Origin of the sequence: Enterobacter cloacae complex sp. 2024EL-00214 (genome assembly GCF_043945575.1) — a bacterium.
Lineage (GTDB): Bacteria > Pseudomonadota > Gammaproteobacteria > Enterobacterales > Enterobacteriaceae > Enterobacter > Enterobacter cloacae_P.
The window spans coordinates 1-3,115 of sequence record NZ_JBIMRC010000046.1; the positions used below are offsets into that span (position 1 = coordinate 1).

A 3,115-nucleotide genomic window follows, 5' to 3' on the forward strand; every position below is an offset into this window, starting at 1 on the left:
AGTACCAGCGTACGGCCCACAGAATGATGTCACGCTGAAAATGCCGGCCTTTGAATGGGTTCATGTGCAGCTCCATCAGCAAAAGGGGATGATAAGTTTATCACCACCGACTATTTGCAACAGTGCCGTTGGTGATGACTGAGACTAATCAATTTGCTGCGCACGTTGGTCTGGACTGGGCAGATAAAAAGCACGATGTCTGTGTTCAGTTTAAAAACGGTGAACGCACATTCCATGTGATTGAACATACGCCGGAAGCGCTTGATGTCTGGCTTACCGAGTTACACCAGAAGGTAAAAGGCAGGATCGCTATCGCCGTTGAGCTGAAGAAAGGTCCCGTGGTGTATGCTCTTCAGAAATATCCATTTATCACCGTTTTCCCCGTCCACGCTTTGTCTCTGGCTCGTTACCGGCAAGCCTTCTCGCCCAGCGGTGCTAAAGATGACCCGCAGGATGCCGAGCTGGCATTAGAGTTAATGCTGCGTTATCCCCAAAAGATAAAAGCCATTGAACCCGACAATGCCGATATCCGGTTACTCCAGCAACTGGTTGAGCAGCGTCGTCAGTTGGTTGAAGATAAGCGCCGTTTTGTGAACCGGCTAATCAACACACTCAAACAGTATTATCCTCAGCCCCTGGAGTGGTTCTCACATCGGGGTAGCTTGCTATTGTGTGAACTGATTATGCGATGGCCCAGTCTGCAACAACTAAAACGAGCCAGGCGAGACACGATCCGCAACTTTCTCAATGCCAAAGGTGGCCGCGCAATGGCCCTTACCGAGCAGCGTGTTGTGAGTATTGATAACGCCATTCCGTTGACGACAGACCCGAGTGTTATAGAGGCTAATGCTTTGATGGCAACAGCACTGGCGACACAAATTAAAGTCGTGAGTGAAATCATCAAAACCTATGACGAACGAATCGAAACGCTGTTTGACACATTGCCAGATTCGGGGCTGTTCAAATCACTTCCGGGCATGGGGCCGTGTTTGGGACCACGAATGCTTGCTGCACTTGGTGATAACCGTGACCGGTTTAACAGCGCTGAAGAAATTCAAAACTACGCAGGTATTGCACCGGTGACAGAACGAAGTGGCCAGAAATCCTGGGTTCACTGGCGATGGCAGTGTGCCAAGTTCGTCCGGCAAACCTTTGTTGAATGGGCTGCCAAGACGGTTAACTCATCATACTGGGCCAGACTTTATTATCGGGGACTGCGAGAAAAAGGAAAATCTCACCAGTCTGCAATCCGGGCTCTGGCCTTCAAATGGATAAGGATCATTTACCGCTGCTGGAAGACCAAGACCCAGTACGATGAAGCGAAGTATTTGCTGGCACTGGAAGCGCGAAAGTCGCCCTTACTGAAGCCATAAAAAAGCTTGTCGAATGTCTCAGGGCGTGAAGCAGACATATTCACTGAAATTTTTAGGAAGCATTTTCTTGCCCATACGTGGCTTTATCTGCCGATTTTCAGAAAACGCATTCACCGTTATCGACGCGCTTTTCTGTCGTCAGCGGGATCGTCCCGCCTGAACCATCAGACACACCAAGTACCAGCACCTCTGACTTTTCAGGTCCCATCTTCATGGTACCCAGATTGACGATGCAGATTACCTGCGTTTCCTGCAGGTCTTCTGCTGCATAGTTAGTATACGCACCGCATGACACCCTTGTTCCCAGTTCTGGTCCTAGGTCAATAGTCATGCGCCAGGTGGGCTTTGATGTTTTACTCTCCTCAACCCTGATGATGGTACCGGCACGCATATCGAGAGCCGAAAATGAGTCAAATGACGCTTTATCTTTCATAATTCTTTCCTTTTTGCGATTTCAAAGTTTTCTTTCCGTTGCCGGAACAGACTGAAACGTAACTTTCCAGCCGGAACGGTGATGAGCCCCAGACACGCAACTATCAGTCCGACGCCTGCCCATCCGGAAGGCGGCAGCCTTTCACCGACGAGCACAACGGCCAGCAGTGCGGCTATAACCGGCTCCAGCAGACTGATCGTGGTTGCCATACTGGGGACGTCTCAGAAAACGGAATCTATGGTCACTCCCGTTTTTGCAACACCGATTTTGACGACAAGTTGGCTTGCTTGAATCTATCCGGCGTCTGAATGGGATTTTATTCCCGCGCCTCGATGAGTTCCGCGCCTGATGAACCTCCAGAAAATATACGGCTTCAATGAGCCTTTCCGTTTTACAGGTTCCTCAACAGGCCGGTGGGCCGTTAGTATCATCAATATCAGTATTCGCAAAACCAGATGAATGATTGTTTAAACTGGTGTATTTCTGCCTTTATGCTTCGTAAGTTTGCTGTCGCGCCGTCAGTGCCCAGGCTATTCTGGCCAGCTTGTTTGCCAGAGCACAGGTGACGACAAAGTTGCTTTTCCGACACAACAACTCCCTGACCCAGTCGGCCAACTTGCCAGACTGGTGTTCCAGTTTTTGTATGAATACCCTGGCACACTGAACCAACAAAGTTCGGATCTTTTTGTTGCCCCGCTTGCTAATCCCTAACAATGTCGTCCGACCTCCCGTGCTGTACTGTCGGGGTACCAGCCCTGTTGCCGCCGCAAAGTCACGGCTGCTGGCGTACTGCTTCCCGTCGCCAATCTCAGTTGAAATAGTACTGGCAGTCAGCGTTCCAACGCAGGGAATACTCAGCAAGCGCTGTCCAACCTCATCTTCGTCCAACTTTCGTTTCAACTGAGATTCCAGATCTTTAATCTGCTCAACAAGATAGTGATAATGCTGTTGTAATTTCAGCAGTAACTGGCTGAGATAAAGAGGCAAACTACTGTCCTCAAGAAGGGTACTCAGTCGACTAATAACGGCAGCACCTCGCGGAACGCTGATACCAAATTCCAGCAGAAAAGCATGCATCTGATTAGTTGTTTTCACCTTATCCTGAACCAGGGATTCACGGACACGATGCAGAGCTCGCATTGCCTGCTGAGATTCGGTTCTGGGCTGCACGAAACGCATAGATGGGGTCAGTTTGGATATCGAAAATTATTGTACTATAAGGACTTCCCCGGCATGTCAAAGCCGGTATTTATGGTTTCTGTCTGCTCTTCAGTAAAAATAAAGGGGAGAGACTGCGGTACTATAAACG

At 49.4% G+C, this 3,115-nt stretch carries 2 protein-coding genes and 2 pseudogenes; 1 reads left to right on the forward strand and 3 read right to left on the reverse strand.

Annotated features, from left to right (window positions below):
* Nucleotides 1-134: 134 nt before the first annotated feature.
* The gene (locus tag ACHHZ6_RS24550; protein WP_012291449.1) at nt 135-1,373 is read left to right on the forward strand and encodes an IS110 family transposase; all 1,239 of its coding nucleotides are present in this window, start codon (nt 135-137) and stop codon (nt 1,371-1,373) included.
* Nucleotides 1,374-1,470: 97 nt separating this feature from the next.
* Here ACHHZ6_RS24550 and ACHHZ6_RS24555 read toward each other — a convergent pair whose 3' ends face one another.
* From ACHHZ6_RS24555 to ACHHZ6_RS24565, 3 genes and pseudogenes are all read right to left on the reverse strand, one after another.
* On the reverse strand, nt 1,471-1,806 hold the full coding sequence (locus ACHHZ6_RS24555) for a hypothetical protein (protein WP_016236507.1): 336 nt from the start codon (nt 1,804-1,806) through the stop codon (nt 1,471-1,473).
* Nucleotides 1,803-2,018, reverse strand: a pseudogene (locus tag ACHHZ6_RS24560) (EamA family transporter); the annotation flags it as partial. The pseudogene ACHHZ6_RS24560 and the gene ACHHZ6_RS24555, both read right to left, overlap by 4 nt.
* 277 nt (nt 2,019-2,295) lie before the next feature.
* Nucleotides 2,296-2,991: pseudogene (locus ACHHZ6_RS24565) on the reverse strand (IS110-like element IS5075 family transposase); the annotation flags it as partial.
* Between the last annotated feature and the right edge of the window lie 124 nt (nt 2,992-3,115).

Coding starts and splice junctions, on each gene's coding strand:
- ACHHZ6_RS24555 (WP_016236507.1), bottom strand. CDS start 1,806: ATGAAAGATAAAGCGTCATTTGACTCATTTTCGGCTCTCGATATGCGT.
- ACHHZ6_RS24550 (WP_012291449.1), top strand. CDS start 135: ATGACTGAGACTAATCAATTTGCTGCGCACGTTGGTCTGGACTGGGCA.